The sequence below is a fragment of the Citrobacter sp. S-77 genome (assembly GCF_963864895.1).
GTDB lineage: Bacteria > Pseudomonadota > Gammaproteobacteria > Enterobacterales > Enterobacteriaceae > Citrobacter > Citrobacter murliniae.
This window is the reverse complement of the sequence record NZ_CAWLWU010000002.1, coordinates 174440-192940: the sequence shown is the minus strand read 5'-3', so window position 1 is coordinate 192940 and position 18501 is coordinate 174440. Positions and strand designations below refer to the sequence as shown.

The window sequence follows — 18501 nt, the reverse complement described above, 5'->3', positions numbered from 1 at the left end:
GATGCTGGTATTTCCTGTTCTCTCCCCAGGAAGAAAGACCAAATCTGACGTAAATAACCCTCAACGTCAGCCATATTGTTCAGATTTATGCATCTCCGTTTCTACTACTCTATATAAGCAGTGCTGGCTTCAGCCCTCATAATCCCGGTTCCATCTTTGAATTACGTACTTCATAAAGCGATAATACCCATACAAACAGTGATTCCTGGACCACGATGAGACACACTCTGCAACGCTACGCTATACGTAAACGCCCAATGAAACTCGGTACAACCGTGATTCTCATGGTCAGTGCCGTACTCTTTTCCGTGCTGCTTGTCGTTCATCTGATTTACTTCTCACAAATCAGCAATATGACGCGTGATGCGTTAGCAAGCAAAGCGCTGGCTGTCGCGCGAACACTTGCAGACTCTCCAGAGATCCGCCGCGGTCTGGCAAAAAAGCCCAAAGAGAGTGGTATTCAGGAAATTGCCCTGGCGGTAAATAAGAGCAACGATTTCTTGTTCATCGTTGTCACTAATATGCAAAGCATCCGTTATTCGCACCCTGAAGCGCAGCGAATCGGTCAACCGTTTAAAGGTGACGACATTTTACTGGCGCTACAAGGGAAAGAGAACGTCGCCATTAATCGCGGCTTTCTGGCTAAAGCACTACGCGTCTTTACTCCTATCTATGATGAAAATCACCGGCAGATTGGCGTCGTGTCGATCGGCCTGGAGCTAAGCAGGGTCACCGAACAGATCAATGACAGTCGCGGTAGCATCATTTGGTCCATCTTATTTGGTGTTCTGGTTGGGTTGTTGGGCACATGGGTGTTGGTTAAGGTCCTTAAGCGCATTCTGTTTGGCCTGGAGCCTTATGAAATATCCAACCTGTTCGAACAACGCCAGGCAATGTTGCACTCTATAAAGGAAGGCGTTATTGCCGTTGACGAAAGTGGTGAAGTGACACTGATAAACCAGGCAGCGCAGGAGCTTCTTGATTACCGTAAATCACAAGACGATGAGCAGCTCTCAACGCTCAGCCATGCGTGGTCGCAAGTGGTCGATCTTTCAGAAGTATTACGTGATGGGACGCCACGCCGTGATGAGGAGATCACGGTAAAAGATCGGCTACTCTTAATCAACACCGTGCCGGTACTCAGTAACGGTAAGATCATCGGGGCCATTTCAACGTTCAGAGATAAGACGGAAGTCCGTAAGCTCATGCAACGTCTGGATGGTATGGTCAACTATGCCGATGCACTTCGTGAACGATCCCACGAATTCATGAATAAGTTGCACGTGATTCTGGGCTTATTGCACCTGAAAAGTTATAAGCAGTTGGAGAATTATATCATTAAGACTGCGAACAATTATCAGGAAGAGATCGGCTCACTGTTAGGCAAAATAAAATCCCCGGTGATCGCGGGTTTTTTACTCAGTAAGATTAATCGCACATCAGATTTAGGCCATTCCCTGGTTATTAGTAATGAAAGCCAATTGCCGGAAAACAGTAATGAAGATCAGGTGGCTGTACTGATTACCGTTCTGGGGAATTTGATTGAAAACGCTCTGGAGGCGCTAGGTCAAGAACCGGGTGGGGAGATCAGCGTATCCTTACACTATCGACACGGCTGGTTGCATTGTGAAGTGAATGACGATGGCCCGGGGATCGCCCCCGAGCATATTGATCACATCTTTGAGAAGGGCGTTTCGTCAAAAGGAACCGAACGGGGAGTAGGTTTAGCGCTTGTTAAACAGCAGATTGAAAGCGTTGGCGGCAATATTTCCGTCGAGTCTGAACCAGGGATCTTCACCCAATTTTTTGTACAGTTACCGTGGAATGGTGAGAGGGCCAGCAGATGATCAATGTCTTAATTGTCGATGACGATGCAATGGTAGCGGAATTAAACCGTCGATATGTGGCGCAACTCTCCGGTTTTCATTGCTGTGGGACCGCCTCTACGCTGGAGAAAGCCAAAGAGATAATTTTTCAAGGCGAGCACCACATTGATCTGATTTTACTTGATATTTATATGCAGAAAGAAAACGGTCTGGACCTGTTGCCCGTTCTGCACAGTGAAGGCTGCAAGTGTGATGTCATTGTCATCTCCTCCGCCGCCGACGCCACAACCATCAAAGACTCACTCCACTACGGTGTGGTTGACTATCTGATCAAACCGTTTCAGGCATCCCGTTTTGAAGAAGCGCTTACCAGTTGGCTGCACAAGAAGACGGAGATGGAAAAACACCAATACTATGAACAGTCAGAGCTTGACCAACTGATCCATGGCAACTCTTCCAGCGAACAGGAAACGCGGCGCTTGCCCAAAGGGTTAACCCCCCAGACGTTACGTACGCTATGCCAGTGGATTGATGAGCACCAGGATCAAGAGTTTTCTACGGACGAACTGGCAAACGAGGTCAATATCTCCCGCGTCTCTTGTCGTAAATACCTCATCTGGTTAGTCAATTGTCACATCTTATTTACCAGCATCCATTATGGCGTTACTGGCAGACCAGTTTATCGTTATCGTGTTCAAGCCGAGCATTACTCATTGCTTAAACAATATTGCCAATAAAACACATATCTGGGATTATTCGTTATATAAAAGTAACAATTATTAAGATAATGAAAAATCCCTTTTTTGTTTGCTGACGCAGTAAAATAGTGATTTGCGTTAGATCAAATATATTTGTATATGATATGTTAATGCATTATTTTAATATTGACAAACGTCACACTGTTTTTAATTTCAAAATCGCTAACAAAAGTTAATTAAGTATTATCTAACTCACAGAGTGTGTATTTTTACCCATAAAGGATTAGTCTGAAATTAACCAGACATAAAAATCTAGCTGGTAGCAATGGAGAACATGCTACGTACTATGGACACCGTACATTTTTGTGAGCAAATAAAAGTATCCGCGAGCCAACCTCATTACATCATGAACTGGCGTGAGCGTGATCACACAAATAATCCTCTCACCCATTGTGCCGGTGGTTCACGTAATAGCGGAAAACATAAAGCTGATGATAAGCGCCTGGATAACCAGGACAAAATACAGACTGTACAGCGTCAGCCACTGCTCTTCATAACAAGCCCTGCTTCCCATCGCCTGAGGATTCTCTCCTCTGAACAAAGCCACAGAAAGAAAGTTTAATATTTCTAATAATCATAAAGAAACATTTTAACCAGACATTTGAACATTAATCGCAAATACGGACATACCGAATATTGACCATTTTCTGATGCTTATTCCAGCACAAAAGAATGTGGTGCAGATCCATTTTTTAAAAATTGACTGGTTTTTTCGCGAGGGTAAATAAAATGTTATTTAGTATACAACTTCTCATAATATTAATATGTTTGTTTTATGGCGCCAGAAAGGGCGGTATCGCGTTGGGTTTGTTAGGCGGTATCGGTCTGGTCATCCTGGTTTTTGTTTTCCATCTCCAGCCAGGTAAACCACCTGTAGACGTTATGCTGGTTATTATTGCCGTAGTGGCCGCGTCTGCAACCTTGCAAGCCTCCGGCGGTCTTGACGTTATGCTGCAAATTGCTGAAAAGCTGCTGCGCCGTAACCCAAAATACGTTTCCATCCTGGCACCGTTTGTTACCTGCACCCTGACCATTCTTTGCGGTACAGGCCATGTGGTATACACCATTCTGCCAATCATTTATGACGTAGCCATTAAGAACAATATTCGCCCGGAACGTCCGATGGCGGCGAGTTCTATTGGCGCACAAATGGGGATTATCGCCAGCCCGGTTTCCGTAGCCGTTGTGTCACTGGTCGCAATGCTGGGCAACGTGACGTTTGAAGGCAAGCATCTTGAGTTCCTCGACCTGCTCGGTATCACTATTCCGTCTACCCTGTTGGGTATCCTGGCTATCGGTATCTTCAGCTGGTTCCGTGGTAAAGATCTGGATAAAGACGAAGAGTTCCAGAAGTTTATCTCTGTGCCGGAAAACCACCATTATGTGTATGGCGACACCGCGACTCTGTTAGACAAAAAGCTGCCGAAGAGCAACTGGCTGGCAATGTGGATCTTCCTGGCCGCTATCGCCGTTGTTGCCGTGCTCGGCGCAGTATCTGAACTGCGTCCTTCTTTTGGCGGCAAACCGCTGTCGATGGTTCTGGTTATTCAGATGTTCATGCTGCTGACTGGCGCACTGATTATCATTCTGACGAAAACCAATCCCGCATCTATCTCAAAAAATGAAGTCTTCCGTTCAGGTATGATCGCGATTGTAGCGGTGTACGGTATTGCCTGGATGGCGGAAACCATGTTCGGCGCGCATATGTCTGAAATTCAGGGCGTACTGGGCGACATGGTGAAAGAGTATCCATGGGCCTATGCGGTTGTTCTGTTATTGGTCTCTAAGTTTGTAAACTCCCAGGCTGCAGCGCTGGCGGCTATTGTTCCGGTTGCGCTGGCAATCGGGGTAGATCCAGCGTACATCGTTGCCTCTGCTCCGGCATGCTACGGTTACTACATTCTGCCGACCTACCCGAGCGATCTGGCGGCCATTCAGTTTGACCGTTCCGGCACCACCCACATTGGCCGCTTCGTTATCAACCACAGCTTCATTCTGCCTGGTTTGATCGGCGTAAGTGTATCCTGTGTCTTTGGCTGGGTATTCGCCGCAATGTACGGTTTCCTGTAATCACACTTCGCGTGCCGTCCAGTTTTGTACGGCACGCCACCTTTAAGATACAGAGAATTTTTAAATTCCTGATAAAAATGAAAAGGCTGGAAGCAAATGTCAAAAGTTGAATTCACTTACCAGGCGCCTTTCCCGCTGGGGGAAGACAAAACTGAGTACTACCTGCTGACATCCGATCACGTCAGCGTCGGCGAGTTTGAAGGCGAATCAATCCTGAAAGTAGCACCTGAAGCACTTACGCTACTGGCTCAGCAAGCCTTCCACGATGCCTCCTTCATGCTCCGCCCCGAACACCAACAGCAAGTCGCCTCCATTCTCCATGACCCAGAAGCCAGCGAAAATGATAAGTACGTTGCGCTGCAATTCCTGAGAAACTCCGAAATTGCCGCCAAAGGCGTATTGCCAACCTGCCAGGATACCGGCACGGCAATTATCATGGGCAAAAAAGGCCAACGCGTCTGGACTGGCGGCGGTGACGAAGCTGCGCTCTCCAAAGGCGTATTTAATACCTATATTGAAGATAACCTGCGCTATTCACAAAACGCGGCGCTGGATATGTACAAAGAGGTGAATACCGGCACCAACCTGCCTGCACAAATCGATTTGTACAGCGTGGACGGTGACGAATACAAATTCCTCTGTGTCGCCAAAGGCGGCGGCTCTGCCAACAAAACCTATCTGTATCAGGAAACCAAAGCGCTGCTGACTCCCGGGAAGCTGAAGAATTTCCTGGTAGAGAAGATGCGCACACTCGGAACTGCCGCTTGCCCGCCGTACCACATCGCATTTGTAATTGGCGGTACTTCAGCGGAAAGCACGCTCAAAACAGTAAAACTGGCCAGCACGCACTATTACGACGCGCTGCCGACTGAAGGTAATGCCCATGGTCAGGCATTCCGCGATATTCAACTGGAACAGGAACTGCTGGAAGAAGCCCAGAAACTTGGCCTCGGTGCACAGTTTGGCGGAAAATATTTCGCTCATGATATCCGCGTAATCCGCCTGCCTCGCCACGGGGCATCCTGCCCTGTAGGTATGGGGGTCTCCTGCTCTGCTGACCGTAACATCAAGGCTAAGATTAACCGCGAAGGCATCTGGATTGAAAAGCTGGAACATAACCCAGCCCAGTACATTCCAGAATCACTGCGTCAGGCGGGCGAAGGCGAAGTGGTTAAGGTCAACCTTAACCGTCCGATGAAAGAGATCCTCGCCCAGCTTTCTCAATACCCGGTTTCTACCCGCCTGTCTCTGAGCGGCACCATCATTGTGGGTCGTGACATCGCCCACGCTAAGCTGAAAGAACGTATTGATTCCGGTGAAGGTCTGCCACAGTACGTGAAAGATCACCCAATCTACTACGCAGGGCCGGCAAAAACGCCAGCGGGTTATCCATCAGGCTCCTTAGGCCCAACTACTGCAGGTCGTATGGACTCTTATGTCGATCTGCTGCAGTCCCACGGCGGTAGCATGATCATGCTGGCGAAAGGTAACCGTAGTCAGCAAGTGACAGACGCCTGCCACAAACACGGTGGTTTTTACTTAGGTAGCATCGGCGGTCCGGCAGCGGTGTTGGCGCAGCAGAGCATCAAGCATCTGGAATGCGTGGAGTACCCTGAGCTGGGGATGGAAGCCATCTGGAAAATCGAAGTCGAAGATTTCCCGGCCTTCATCCTGGTTGATGACAAAGGTAACGATTTCTTCCAGCAAATCGTGAGCAAACAATGCGCTAACTGCGCGAAATAAGCCATTCGGCCCGGCACTGGACTGCTCCCAATAGTTGGATACTCAACCATTGGGGTCAGTCCGGTGATCCCCCCGGGCCAACTTTCCCCCTTAATTACTGGCATTGAAATTTTATCGTTCCCGGTAAATAGTAGGCTTTTCCACTCGTTGAAAAGTCACCATGAACCGCACACTCAACACATCGCTGCTCAACGCTGGCGCATTGCTGCTGGCGCTTATCCTTATCTACACCGGTTTTAGTGCCACAGAAAAAATCACCTGGTTGATGGAAGTTACGCCGGTCATTATTGTCGTGCCGCTGTTACTTGCCACGGTAAAGCGCTATCCATTAACACCACTGCTCTACACGCTGATTTTCTTTCACGCCATCATTCTGATGGTGGGCGGCATGTATACCTACGCCAAAGTTCCCATCGGTTTTGAAGTTCAGGAGTGGCTGAATCTGAGTCGCAACCCTTACGACAAACTGGGGCACTTCTTCCAGGGACTGGTCCCTGCACTGACGGCGAGAGAAATTTTAGTGCGCGGCAATATTGTCCATGGGCGTAAGATGCTGGCATTTTTAGTCTGCTGCGTAGCCCTGGCGATTAGCGCTACCTATGAACTGATTGAATGGTGGGCAGCGCTGGCGATGGGTCAGGGTGCTGATGACTTCCTTGGCACACAGGGAGATCCGTGGGACACCCAGTCGGATATGTTCTGCGCCCTGCTCGGAGCATTGACTACAGTAATTTTTCTGGCGCGTATTCATTGTCGACAGCTGCGGCGTTATGCATTAATTGCCACCAACTGATTGCCGGATGTTGTTCACGCTAATCCGGCCTGTGCATGACTGATGTAAATGACCTTATCGATGTAACCAGCCCGGTAACCAGTCACCGTGTGCCGCGATCAGGTCATCCACCAGCGCATAAATTTCCTCAATCCCCAATACCGCAGCGGTGTGCGGATCCATCATTGCCGCGTGATAAACACGATCGCGATTTTCCGTCAGGATGGCTTCCGTCAGCAGTGTCTGCACATTGATATTGGTTTGCATCATTGCCGCCAAATGCGACGGGAGGGTACCAACTTTTGTCGGCTGAATGCCGTTAGCATCGACCAGACAAGCCACTTCAACACAGCAACCTGAAGGCAGATTATCGATCAGGTTGTCATTACGAACGTTGCCATAAATTACGCTCGGTTCACCAGTCCAGAGAGCGTTCATGATAGTGCTGGCATATTCTCGCGACGGTTTAATATCAATACGCGCAGCCGTTTTGTACTCTTCCAGCTCTTGATGCCAGTTAGCCAGTTGTTCCACGCAACGTTTCGGGTATTCATCCAACGGAACACTGTAGCGCTCAATCAGATCCTCGCGTCCCGGTTTGATAAACCACGGTGTATATTCGGCAAAGTGTTCAGACGACTCGGTGACGAAATACCCTAATTTTTTGAACATTTCATAACGCACAATGTTCTGACAACGCGTATTACCGTGAATATTCGGTTTCGGAGCCTGCCCTGCTTCATAGGCTGCCAGCAGTTCCGGGTAAAGATCCACATAGCTGCCATCGGCAGTTTTGCGTTCCAGCTCCAGATAAAACGCCATATGGTTGATCCCGGCGCTGCGATAGCGCAAAGAGGCTGGGTCGATATTCACATCGCGGGCCAGCTCCTCCGCCGTTCCCTGTACTGAATGGCACAACCCCACCTGCTTAATATGCGGATAACGGGCATACATTGCCCAGGTGTTCATCGCCATGGGGTTGACGTAATTAAGCAGAGTGGCATGTGGGCAGACTTCGGTCATGTCTTCACAAATCTGCCATAAATGTGGAATGGTGCGCAGCGCACGCATAATGCCGCCGGGCCCTAACGTGTCAGCAATAGTTTGCTCGAGCCCGTGACGCTTACAAACCGCAAAATCGGTGACGGTACACGGCTCATAACCACCAATCTGGAACGCGACAACCACAAAATCGGCATCCTGCAATGCCGATTTTTGTTCAGTATGGCAAGTGATGTGACCGGAAGCGCCAGCTGAATCCATCAGCTTACGCACCACAATATGCGACTCTTCAAGGCGGGTCGCATCGATATCCATTAAGGCAATATGCGCCGATTTCAGCGCCTCACGATGAAAGACATCCCCGAGAATATTTTTTACAAAGATCGTGGAACCGGCGCCAATAAAGGTAATTTTAGGTGCAGACATCATCACTCTCCAGAACGTTGTTGAATATCGTCATGGTGGCACGGGGTTTCCATGAAAACTTCCGGCTTCTGTAATGAGCACTCCCAAAAACTCAGATCCCCCTTCCGTCAACGAACAATCTGAGTTTATGGGATAAAATTGACCAAAAAGCAGAGTATGCGACCCAAAAATCTGACTATCTACACTCGCAGTGGAGCGATTTGCGCCTCAATTCTCAGTCTTATCCATCGGCAAATGGCATGATTCTGATAATTCAGGAAATGGAGCAACCATGAATACGCTGCCAACGCCACACCTCCCCCTTGATCCGCACATGTGCAATAGTGATGAACCGCAGACTCGTAGCCCGCTAACGCTGTACTCTGAATATCAACGTATGGATATCGAACTGCGCCCGCCGCAAGCCATGACCACCAGCCACTGGCATGGCCAGGTGGAGGTCAACGTCCCGTTCGATGGTGATGTTGAGTATCTGATCAATAACGAAGTGGTGCAGATAAAACAGGGCCATATCACGCTATTCTGGGCCTGTACACCGCATCAGTTGACGCGTATCGGCACCTGCCAGAACATGGCGATATTCAATTTACCTATGCACCTGTTTCTCTCCTGGCCACTGGACCGCGAGCTGATCAATCACGTCACCCACGGCATGGTGATAAAATCACTGGCCACACAGCAGTTGAGCACTTTTGAAGTTCAGCGCTGGCAGCAGGAACTGAGCAGCCCGAACGAACAAATCCGCCAGCTTGCCATCGATGAAATTGGCCTGATGCTTAAGCGGTTTAACCTTTCTGGCTGGCAGCCAATCCTGGTCAATAAAACCTCGCGCACACACAAAAACAGCGTATCCCGGCACGCCCAGTTTTACGTAAGCCAGATGCTGAGCTTTATCGCTGACAACTACGATCAAGCACTCACCATCAACGATGTTGCGGAACACGTAAAACTCAATGCCAATTATGCGATGGGGATTTTCCAGCGCGTAATGCAACTCACCATGAAGCAATACATTACCGCAATGCGTATCAACCACGTCCGCGCACTACTTAGCGATACCGATAAAACAATTCTGGATGTCGCACTGACCGCTGGGTTTCGCTCCAGCAGCCGCTTTTACGACACCTTCAACAAGTTCGTTGGTATGTCGCCACAGCAATACCGCAAGCTGAGCCAACAACGGCGGCAATCCTCAACGACCTGAGCACCTGGCAATATCACTATCAGCCAAAAAAATAATTCCCCTGTCGATAAACAGGGGACAGAAACGGCTCAATCCTTTATCTAATAAATTGTTTATAAAGGATAAAAACCTCAAACAGTCTGTTTATTGACCGCTTTACTCACTTATTTATCAGGTAAATACTTGCCCTCGTCACACATCCTCCACTACGGGAAAAGACGATGAAAGTATTAATTGTTGAAAGTGAATTTCTGCATCAGGACACCTGGGTCGGTAGCGCTGTCGAACGTCTGGCTGATGCTTTAAGTCGGCAAAATGTTACCGTCATTAAGTCCACCTCATTCGACGACGGTTACGCCATCCTCGCCGCGAATGAAGCCATTGATTGCCTGATGTTCAGCTATCAAATGGAACAACAAGATGAACACCTGAATGTCAGGCAATTGATCGGTAAGCTTCACGAACGCCAACAAAACGTCCCTGTTTTCCTGTTGGGCGATCGGGAAAAGGCCACCGCGTCACTGGATCGCGACCTGCTGGAGCTTGTCGATGAATTCGCCTGGATTCTTGAAGACAGCGCTGACTTTATCGCGGGTCGCGCCATGGCGGCGATGACCCGTTACAGTCAACAGTTATTACCACCGCTGTTCAACGCCCTGATGAAATACAGCAATGTCCATGAATATTCCTGGGCAGCGCCCGGTCACCAGGGCGGTGTCGGTTTCACCAAAACGCCTGCTGGTCGCCTGTACCATGACTACTACGGTGAGAATCTGTTCCGTACCGACATGGGGATTGAACGTACCAATCTCGGGTCTTTACTCGACCACACAGGCGCATTTGGTGAAAGCGAAAAAAATGCCGCCCGCGTGTTCGGCGCAGACCGTTCCTGGTCCGTGGTAGTCGGAACCTCCGGCTCTAACCGTACTATCATGCAGGCATGCATGACCGATAACGACGTGGTGGTGCTGGACCGTAACTGCCATAAATCTATCGAACAGGGGTTAATCCTCACCGGAGCAAAACCGGTGTATATGGTGCCAAGCCGCAACCGCTACGGCATTATCGGGCCTATCTACCCGCAGGAAATGCAGCCAGAAACTCTGCAGAAAAAAATCAGCGAAAGCCCGCTGACTAAAGGTAAAGCAGGACAAAAACCGTCATACAGCGTTGTAACCAACTGCACCTACGACGGTGTGTGCTACAACGCGAAAGAAGCGCAGGATCTGTTAGCGCAAACCAGCGATCGCATTCACTTCGATGAAGCCTGGTACGGCTATGCCCGCTTCAACCCGATCTATTCCGATCACTACGCAATGCGTGGCGAGCCTGGCGACCATAACGGCCCAACCGTTTTTGCCACCCACTCGACCCATAAACTGCTGAATGCTCTCTCTCAGGCCTCTTACATTCACGTTCGTGAAGGTCGCGGTGCCGTCAATTTCTCCCGCTTTAACCAGGCGTATATGATGCACGCCACCACCTCGCCGTTATATGCCATCTGCGCATCGAACGACGTGGCAGTCTCCATGATGGACGGCAACAGCGGCCTGTCGCTGACTCAGGAAGTGATCGACGAAGCAGTCGACTTCCGTCAAGCCATGGCGCGGTTATACAAAGAGTTCACTACCGAGGGAGACTGGTTCTTCAAACCGTGGAACAAAGAGGTCGTAACCGATCCGCAGACCGGCAAAACCTATGACTTTGCTGACGCGCCAACCCAACTCCTGACCACTGACCAAAATTGCTGGGTGATGCGGCCGGGTGAATCCTGGCACGGTTTTAAAGACCTGCCGGATAACTGGAGCATGCTGGACCCGATTAAAGTCAGCATTCTGGCACCGGGTATGGGCGACGATGGCGAACTGGAAGAGTCCGGCGTACCGGCAGCTCTGGTCACAGCCTGGCTTGGACGTCACGGTATCGTGCCAACACGTACTACCGATTTCCAGATTATGTTCCTGTTCTCAATGGGTATCACCCGTGGGAAATGGGGCACATTAATCAACACACTATGCTCTTTCAAACACCACTACGATGCCAATACTCCGCTGTCGCAGGTTATGCCTGAACTGGTAGAGGAACATCCCGACACTTACGCAAACATGGGCATTCACGACCTGGGCGACACCATGTTTGCATGGCTGAAAGAAAACAACCCTGGCAGCAAACTCAATGCGGCCTACTCCGGCCTGCCTGTCGCGGAAATCACCCCGCGTGAAGCTTATAACGCGATAGTAAGCGACAACGTTGAGATGGTGGCCATCGAAAATCTGCAGGGCCGTATCGCAGCAAATTCCGTAATTCCTTACCCACCGGGAATTCCTATGCTGCTGTCCGGTGAAAATTTTGGCGACGCCAACAGCCCGCAGATCGGATACCTGCGTTCGTTGCAGTCCTGGGACCATCACTTCCCTGGCTTTGAACATGAAACCGAAGGAACGGAAATTATTGACGGTGTGTATCACGTCATGTGCGTGAAAGCATAAGTCTTTTTTTGCTTAGTCTGCTTTTCTGCTTTCAAGGTTGACACATGATAATTGAGTAATTCCTGAGTATTGCTGCAAAACAATAACATTGTCATACCTTTTTGCGCGGGACCACCCCGCGCTTTTTTTATACAAAAAAAGCGTATTGCCACTTGCGTAAATAATTATGTACACCGCGATAATTCCTAAAAATATTGTAATTACTTTAAATCACGCTATTTTAACGCAGGTCTTGATTCATCATACAATTCCATTTAACCGGTATTGTTCACCCCTTGGTGAGCAACGGTATTTTATGTTCATATTCCAGGAGTTCGGGTATGAGGGTTTGCAGCAAAGAAGCTTGTGTTGTTGTATTAACGGAGAAAGATGTTTGGTTAAGGATTAACGGAAAAGAAGCCATCAGTTTAAAAGCTAACCATATGGCGTTATTAGCTTGTGAAAATAATATTATCGACTTCTCTTCACTCAATAATGCGCTGGTTGTCCATATCAGCCGCAGTATCATTAAAGATTACTTACGGTTCTTAAATAAAGATCTGTCACAGATCCCCCTCTGGCAACGCAGTGCCAACCCGGTAATGACCGCCGTCTGCCTGACGCCGGATGTCTTTCGGGTCGCCGCTCAACACAGCGTGATGGATAGCCAGAATGAAAGTGAATCCGAACGTAAACGCTCGTTGTTATTCACTGTGTTATCACGTTTTCTCGACAGTAAAAAGTTTATCTCCCTCCTCATGCATATGCTACGCAACCGTATCAGCGACTGCGTTTACCACATCATTGAGAGCGATATTCATAAAGACTGGAATTTAAGCATGGTCGCCAGTTGCTTATGCCTGAGCCCCAGTTTGTTAAAGAAAAAGCTTAAAAGTGAAAATACAAGTTACAGTCAAATAATTACCACCTGTCGAATGCGATATGCAGTTAATCAATTAATGATGGACGGAAAAAATATTTCACAGGTATCTCAGTTGTGCGGATATAACAGCACGTCATATTTTATTTCCGTATTCAAAGAGTTCTATGGCATGACGCCACTGCATTATGTAAGTCATTATCGGGAACGTTCGGCTGCCTGATTTTTAACCATTAAGCGATAAGCCACAATAATATCAGCATTAGCGATACCCCTTTTCCGACATCATAAAATAGCCGTGTGAAGAGGTATGATACGTCGTCATTTATCCTTATCAGGAGTAAAAAAATATGTCGACGGATGCTGATGCTCATAAAGTGGGCTTAATCCCCGTCACCCTTATGGTGTCGGGGAATATTATGGGTTCCGGTGTATTCCTGCTACCCGCAAACCTTGCGTCAACTGGCGGGATTGCAATCTACGGATGGTTGGTCACTATTATCGGTGCTCTGGCACTGTCGATGGTATACGCCAAAATGTCGTCCTTAGACTCCAGTCCCGGTGGTTCATACGCTTATGCACGCCGTTGCTTCGGGCCTTTTTTAGGCTACCAGACTAACGTGCTGTACTGGCTGGCCTGCTGGATCGGTAACATCGCAATGGTGGTGATTGGCGTTGGTTACCTGAGCTACTTCTTTCCTGTCTTAAAAGACCCACTGGTCTTAACGCTAACCTGCGTGGCCGTACTGTGGATCTTCGTTTTGCTGAATATCGTCGGGCCGAAAATGATCACCCGCGTGCAGGCCGTGGCGACCGTGCTGGCGCTGGTGCCTATTGTCGGGATTGCGGTCTTCGGCTGGTTCTGGTTCCGTGGTGAAACCTATATGGCAGCCTGGAACGTCAGCGGCATGAACACCTTCGGCGCAATCCAAAGCACTTTAAACGTCACTCTGTGGTCATTTATCGGGGTGGAAAGTGCCTCTGTGGCAGCAGGCGTAGTCAAAAACCCCAAACGTAACGTTCCTATCGCCACTATTGGCGGGGTGCTAATTGCCGCCGTCTGCTACGTACTCTCCACAACGGCGATTATGGGTATGATCCCTAACGCTGCACTGCGCGTCTCTGCCTCTCCGTTCGGTGATGCAGCACGAATGGCGCTGGGTAACACCGCCGGGGCGATCGTCTCATTCTGTGCGGCTGCAGGGTGCCTGGGGTCACTGGGCGGCTGGACGCTACTTGCTGGACAGACAGCAAAAGCAGCAGCTGATGATGGTCTGTTCCCGCCGATTTTCGCCCGCGTTAACAAAGCCGGTACCCCGGTTGCCGGGTTAATTATCGTCGGTATCCTGATGACTATCTTCCAGTTCAGTAGCATGTCGCCGAATGCCGCAAAAGAGTTTGGTCTGGTCTCTTCGGTATCCGTCATCTTCACGCTGGTACCGTATCTTTATACCTGCGCCGCCCTGTTGCTGCTGGGCCACGGTCACTTTGGTAAAGCGCGTCCACTGTACTTAGTGGTGACCTTCGTGGCATTTGTCTACTGCATCTGGGCCGTGGTTGGCTCTGGTGCCAAAGAGGTAATGTGGTCGTTCGTGATGCTGATGATCATCACCGCGCTGTATGCCCTCAATTACAACCGGATCCATAAAAACCCGTATCCGTTAGATGCTCCGGTTAACCGTAATTAATTTCGATGCTCACTGAAGCCCGATAGCACCAGCTCATCGGGCTTACTCATCACGCAACCAGCCGGTAAATGCAAACATTAAGAACTTAAGGTTGGCTTAATTTTACTTTGAGAGGATCTGCCCCACTTAGTTGATGGAACCCCCTTAATGTTAAAGCTCCTGTTTAAAAGACCGACTTTCGGGCAAATCAGCTGGCTTCTGCTGATCTCATTTTATCTTGCGACCTTCCTGAACATTGCGTTCTACAAACAGGTACTACAAGACCTGCCGCTGGATTCCCTGCGCAACGTACTGGTATTTTTATCAATGCTGGTAGTTGCCTTCAGCGTTATGAACATTGTACTGACGCTGGCCTCTTTCCTGTGGCTTAACCGCCTGCTGGCCTGCATTTTCATTCTGGCAGGCGCATCTGCCCAGTATTTCATTATGACTTACGGCATCATCATCGACCGCTCGATGATCGCCAATATGATGGATACCACACCAGCGGAAACCTTCGCCCTGCTGACGCCGCAAATGATCGTGACGCTTGGATTCAGCGGCATCCTGGCAGCGGTAATCGCTTGCTGGATCAAAATCAAACCGGCAGCGCCAGTATTGCGTAGCGTGTTGTATCGAGGGGCAAATATACTGGTATCCGCTCTGCTGATCGTGCTGGTCGCCGCCTTCTTCTATAAAGATTACGCTTCGCTGTTTCGCAATAACAAAGAGTTGGTTAAGTCCCTCAGCCCGTCTAACAGCATTGTGGCCACGTCGTCCTGGTATTCCCACCAACGGCTGGCTAATCTGCCACTGGTACGCATCGGTGAAGATGCTCATCGCAATCCATTGATGACAAAAGAAAAACGTAAAAACCTCACCATTGTGGTTCTCGGCGAAACCTCGCGCGCCGATAACTTCTCGCTGTCGGGTTATTCGCGCCAGACCAATCCTCTGCTGGAAAAAGATAACGTGGTCTATTTCCCGCGCACCACCTCCTGCGGTACGGCGACAGCCGTTTCCGTACCCTGCATGTTCTCCGACATGCCGCGCGCACATTATGATGAAGAGCTGGCGCACCACCAGGAAGGCATACTCGACATCATTCAACGGGCGGGGGTTAACGTGCTGTGGAATGATAATGACGGCGGCTGTAAAGGTGCATGTGACCGCGTACCGCATCAGAATATGACCGAGCTGAACCTGTCGGGGCAGTGTATTGACGGTGAATGCTATGACGAAGTCCTGTTCCACGGGCTGGAAGAGTACATTAATCAGTTGCAGGGTGATGGCGTGATTGTACTGCACACTATCGGCAGTCACGGTCCGACCTATTACAATCGCTATCCGCCACAGTTTAAGAAATTTACCCCCACCTGCGACACGAACGAAATCCAGACCTGCTCACAGCAACAACTGGTGAATACCTACGACAACACCATCCTGTACGTCGACTATATTGTTGATAAAGCGATTAATATACTGAAAGCGCATCAGGATAATTTCACTACCAGTCTGGTCTATCTTTCCGATCACGGTGAATCTTTAGGGGAAAATGGCGTCTATTTGCACGGCCTGCCGTATTCGATTGCACCGGACACACAAAAGCATGTACCGATGCTGCTTTGGTTGTCAGAGGATTACCAGCAGCGCTACCAGATCTCTCAGACATGTTTGCAAAAACGGGCAAACGCTGAAGATTTCTCACAGGATAATCTCTTCTCAACCCTACTGGGATTAACAGGCGTACAGACAACCTATTACCAGGGCGCAGATGATATTCTGCAACCATGCAGGGGAGGCTAACCGAATGAAAATTTTGATTGTTGAAGACGATACGCTGTTGCTACAGGGGCTGATACTCGCCGCGCAAACGGAAGGTTACGCCTGCGATGGCGTGTCAACCGCTCGTGCAGCAGAGCATTGCCTGGAGAGCGGACATTATAGTCTGGTAGTTCTGGATCTCGGTTTACCCGATGAAGACGGCCTGCATTTTCTGAACCGTATCAGGCAGAAGAAATATACCCTACCGGTACTGATCCTCACCGCTCGTGACACGCTCAAAGATCGTATCAACGGACTGGACGTCGGTGCCGATGACTATCTGGTAAAACCCTTCGCCCTGGAGGAACTGCACGCCCGCATCCGGGCGCTATTACGTCGTCATAACAACCAGGGTGAGAGTGAACTTATTATCGGTAACCTGACGCTGAATATTGGTCGTCGCCAGGTGTGGTTGGACGGACAAGAGGTTATCTTAACGCCCAAAGAGTACGCGCTACTGTCGCGGTTGATGCTCAAAGCGGGCAGCCCGGTACACCGGGAAATTCTGTATAACGACATCTACAGTTGGGATAACGAGCCGTCGACAAATACGCTTGAAGTCCACATTCACAATCTGCGCGACAAAGTCGGGAAATCACGCATCCGCACGGTCAGAGGATTTGGCTACATGCTGGTTGCTACCGGGGAAAGCTAAGTGAAGCTGATACATTTTTTAAAACAACCGCTCCCGCTTCGTCACCGCCTGATGCTGACGATTGGCCTTATTCTGCTGGTCTTTCAGCTGATTAGTACCTTCTGGCTATGGCACGAAAGCACTGAACAAATACAGCTGTTCGAGCAGGCGTTACGCGAAAACCGTAACAACGATCGCCACATCATGCATGAGATCCGCGAGGCCATCGCCAGCCTGATCGTCCCCGGTATCTTTATGGTCAGCCTGACGCTGATTATTTGCTATCAGGCAGTACGGCGTATTACCCGTCCCCTTGCTGATTTACAAAAAGAGTTAGAAGCACGTACGGCAGATAACCTGACTCCTATCGCTATTCGCAGCTCGACCATTGAGATCCAGGCGGTAGTCTCGGCACTCAATCAACTGGTGACGCGACTGACCACCACCATCGAAAACGAACGTCTGTTTACCGCCGATGTCGCCCACGAGCTTCGAACGCCGTTATCCGGCGTTCGCCTGCACCTGGAACTGCTGTCAAAAGCCCACAACGTTGACGTTTCGCCGTTGATTGCCCGTCTTGACCAAATGATGGACAGCGTGTCGCAGCTACTGCAGCTCGCCCGTGTGGGTCAGTCGTTTTCCGCCGGGAATTACCAGCATGTGAAACTACTGGAAGACGTGATATTGCCTTCCTACGATGAGCTCAGCACTATGCTGGACCAGCGGCAACAGACGCTATTACTACCAGAGAGCGCCACGGATGTCGTCGTCCGGGGTGACGTCACGCTGCTGCGTATGCTGCTGCGAAACCTGGTGGAAAACGCACATCGTTACAGCCCGGAAGGCACCAATATTACGATTGTCCTAAACACAGAACACGATGCGTTGATGGCCGTCGAGGATGAAGGGCCAGGAATTGATGAAAGTAAATGCGGGGAGTTAAGCCAGGCGTTTGTACGCATGGACAGTCGTTTCGGCGGCATTGGCCTGGGATTGAGTATTGTTAGCCGTATAACCCAGCTCCACCATGGCCAGTTCTTCTTGCAGAATCGCGTCGGAACTACCGGCACCCGAGCCTGGGTGGTGCTGGAGAAAGATCAGTAAGAGCTCACCCATACGTACAAAAAGCTGCTCACGATCAGCACGCTGCATACGGTGGTTAAACTTTCATAAATACGGGTTTTCATGACACTCTCCTCCAATAATCTGGAGGAGAGTTTGCCTGACAGAGATTAAGCCAACCTTAAG

14 protein-coding genes are annotated in these 18501 nt (G+C 49.5%); 12 read left to right on the top strand and 2 right to left on the bottom strand.

Going from position 1 to position 18501, the window contains the following annotated elements:
• Positions 1 to 215 precede the first annotated feature (215 nt).
• The 5 genes from AACS05_RS01605 (at position 216) to AACS05_RS01585 (ending at position 7190) form a co-directional block, all read left to right on the top strand.
• Complete coding sequence (locus AACS05_RS01605) at positions 216 to 1847, top strand: sensor histidine kinase (RefSeq protein WP_045438823.1); 1632 nt, start codon at positions 216 to 218, stop codon at positions 1845 to 1847.
• Complete coding sequence (gene dcuR / locus AACS05_RS01600) at positions 1844 to 2563, top strand: two-component system response regulator DcuR (RefSeq protein WP_045438821.1); 720 nt, start codon at positions 1844 to 1846, stop codon at positions 2561 to 2563. Before AACS05_RS01605 ends, dcuR begins: the two co-directional genes overlap by 4 nt.
• A gap of 750 nt (positions 2564 to 3313) precedes the next feature.
• On the top strand, positions 3314 to 4654 hold the full coding sequence (dcuB, locus tag AACS05_RS01595) for an anaerobic C4-dicarboxylate transporter DcuB (protein WP_045438818.1): 1341 nt from the start codon (positions 3314 to 3316) through the stop codon (positions 4652 to 4654).
• Positions 4655 to 4750: 96 nt separating this feature from the next.
• Positions 4751 to 6397 (top strand): class I fumarate hydratase FumA, encoded by a 1647-nt coding sequence (fumA, locus tag AACS05_RS01590; RefSeq protein ID WP_045438812.1) that lies wholly within the window; start codon positions 4751 to 4753, stop codon positions 6395 to 6397.
• Positions 6398 to 6557: 160 nt separating this feature from the next.
• Positions 6558 to 7190, top strand: coding sequence for a DUF2238 domain-containing protein (locus AACS05_RS01585; RefSeq protein WP_045438810.1), 633 nt, complete (start codon positions 6558 to 6560; stop codon positions 7188 to 7190).
• Positions 7191 to 7244: 54 nt separating this feature from the next.
• On the opposite strand, the gene melA is transcribed toward AACS05_RS01585, so the two are convergent.
• Entirely contained in the window at positions 7245 to 8600 is a 1356-nt protein-coding gene (gene melA / locus AACS05_RS01580) for an alpha-galactosidase (protein WP_144243043.1), read from the bottom strand.
• A gap of 268 nt (positions 8601 to 8868) precedes the next feature.
• Between melA and melR the strand changes: the two genes are divergently transcribed.
• The 7 genes from melR (at position 8869) to pmrB (ending at position 18357) form a co-directional block, all read left to right on the top strand.
• On the top strand, positions 8869 to 9801 hold the full coding sequence (gene melR, locus AACS05_RS01575) for a transcriptional regulator MelR (RefSeq protein ID WP_045438806.1): 933 nt from the start codon (positions 8869 to 8871) through the stop codon (positions 9799 to 9801).
• Between the two features lie 200 nt (positions 9802 to 10001).
• Positions 10002 to 12269: an arginine decarboxylase gene (adiA, locus tag AACS05_RS01570; protein ID WP_045438803.1), complete on the top strand. Its 2268-nt coding sequence runs from the start codon at positions 10002 to 10004 to the stop codon at positions 12267 to 12269.
• A 320-nt stretch (positions 12270 to 12589) separates the two neighbouring features.
• Positions 12590 to 13351, top strand: a complete 762-nt coding sequence (locus tag AACS05_RS01565) for an AraC family transcriptional regulator (RefSeq protein WP_045438799.1) — start codon at positions 12590 to 12592, stop codon at positions 13349 to 13351.
• Positions 13352 to 13478: 127 nt separating this feature from the next.
• Positions 13479 to 14816 carry an arginine/agmatine antiporter gene (gene adiC / locus AACS05_RS01560; RefSeq protein WP_045438795.1) on the top strand — a complete coding sequence of 446 codons (1338 nt, stop codon included), beginning with the start codon at positions 13479 to 13481 and terminating at the stop codon, positions 14814 to 14816.
• 147 nt (positions 14817 to 14963) lie between these two features.
• A complete protein-coding gene (eptA, locus tag AACS05_RS01555; RefSeq protein ID WP_045438791.1) occupies positions 14964 to 16601 on the top strand; it encodes a phosphoethanolamine transferase EptA in 1638 nt (545 codons plus the stop codon).
• A gap of 4 nt (positions 16602 to 16605) precedes the next feature.
• Complete coding sequence (pmrA, locus tag AACS05_RS01550) at positions 16606 to 17274, top strand: two-component system response regulator PmrA (protein ID WP_045438788.1); 669 nt, start codon at positions 16606 to 16608, stop codon at positions 17272 to 17274.
• 9 nt (positions 17275 to 17283) lie between these two features.
• Complete coding sequence (gene pmrB / locus AACS05_RS01545; RefSeq protein ID WP_167493969.1) at positions 17284 to 18357, top strand: two-component system sensor histidine kinase PmrB; 1074 nt, start codon at positions 17284 to 17286, stop codon at positions 18355 to 18357.
• On the opposite strand, the gene pmrR is transcribed toward pmrB, so the two are convergent.
• Positions 18351 to 18440 carry an LpxT activity modulator PmrR gene (gene pmrR / locus AACS05_RS01540; protein ID WP_003826741.1) on the bottom strand — a complete coding sequence of 30 codons (90 nt, stop codon included), beginning with the start codon at positions 18438 to 18440 and terminating at the stop codon, positions 18351 to 18353. The genes pmrB and pmrR overlap by 7 nt on opposite strands.
• Between the last annotated feature and the right edge of the window lie 61 nt (positions 18441 to 18501).

Excerpts from the sequence above, each read along its gene's own strand:
- eptA (WP_045438791.1), top strand. The coding sequence starts at position 14,964 with ATGTTAAAGCTCCTGTTTAAAAGACCGACTTTCGGGCAAATCAGCTGG.
- melR (WP_045438806.1), top strand. The coding sequence starts at position 8,869 with ATGAATACGCTGCCAACGCCACACCTCCCCCTTGATCCGCACATGTGC.
- pmrR (WP_003826741.1), bottom strand. The coding sequence starts at position 18,440 with ATGAAAACCCGTATTTATGAAAGTTTAACCACCGTATGCAGCGTGCTG.
- AACS05_RS01565 (WP_045438799.1), top strand. The coding sequence starts at position 12,590 with ATGAGGGTTTGCAGCAAAGAAGCTTGTGTTGTTGTATTAACGGAGAAA.
- adiA (WP_045438803.1), top strand. The coding sequence starts at position 10,002 with ATGAAAGTATTAATTGTTGAAAGTGAATTTCTGCATCAGGACACCTGG.
- dcuR (WP_045438821.1), top strand. The coding sequence starts at position 1,844 with ATGATCAATGTCTTAATTGTCGATGACGATGCAATGGTAGCGGAATTA.
- adiC (WP_045438795.1), top strand. The coding sequence starts at position 13,479 with ATGTCGACGGATGCTGATGCTCATAAAGTGGGCTTAATCCCCGTCACC.
- dcuB (WP_045438818.1), top strand. The coding sequence starts at position 3,314 with ATGTTATTTAGTATACAACTTCTCATAATATTAATATGTTTGTTTTAT.
- AACS05_RS01605 (WP_045438823.1), top strand. The coding sequence starts at position 216 with ATGAGACACACTCTGCAACGCTACGCTATACGTAAACGCCCAATGAAA.
- pmrA (WP_045438788.1), top strand. The coding sequence starts at position 16,606 with ATGAAAATTTTGATTGTTGAAGACGATACGCTGTTGCTACAGGGGCTG.
- AACS05_RS01585 (WP_045438810.1), top strand. The coding sequence starts at position 6,558 with ATGAACCGCACACTCAACACATCGCTGCTCAACGCTGGCGCATTGCTG.
- melA (WP_144243043.1), bottom strand. The coding sequence starts at position 8,600 with ATGATGTCTGCACCTAAAATTACCTTTATTGGCGCCGGTTCCACGATC.
- fumA (WP_045438812.1), top strand. The coding sequence starts at position 4,751 with ATGTCAAAAGTTGAATTCACTTACCAGGCGCCTTTCCCGCTGGGGGAA.